The organism is Bacillus sp. SIMBA_005 (genome assembly GCF_046535585.1).
In the GTDB taxonomy this organism is placed as follows: Bacteria; Bacillota; Bacilli; order Bacillales; family Bacillaceae; genus Bacillus; species Bacillus pumilus.
The window spans coordinates 1-243 of sequence record NZ_JAWRWI010001012.1 but is presented as its reverse complement, the minus strand read 5'-3'; the positions used below and the strand labels follow the sequence as shown (position 1 = coordinate 243).

The window sequence follows — 243 nt, the reverse complement described above, 5'->3', positions numbered from 1 at the left end:
ATACGTATTTCCTTCGCGGAGCATTCTCGCCACTTCCAAACGCTGCGCCAGCGATTGGATTTCATTAATCGTACAAAGATCGTCAAAGAAACGATAGCATTCCTCCAGATCTTTCAGCGATAAAATAGATAAAAATAACTGGTCCAGTTCTTTTCCGCGTAATTTATCGATTTGCATCGTCAAACACCTTCTCCTTTACTAATGGAAGCTGCATCGAGATCAGGCACGATATTAATCCATGTC

Annotated in this window: 2 protein-coding genes; both read right to left on the bottom strand. The window is 41.6% G+C overall.

The window, feature by feature from the left end:
* Positions 1-177, bottom strand: a 177-nt coding sequence (locus SB660_RS23160) for a YerC/YecD family TrpR-related protein (RefSeq protein ID WP_410584891.1), incomplete at its 3' end; no start/stop codon positions are given.
* Positions 178-179: 2 nt separating this feature from the next.
* A partial coding sequence (locus SB660_RS23155) for a hypothetical protein (RefSeq protein WP_410584889.1) occupies positions 180-243 on the bottom strand: 64 nt, incomplete at its 5' end.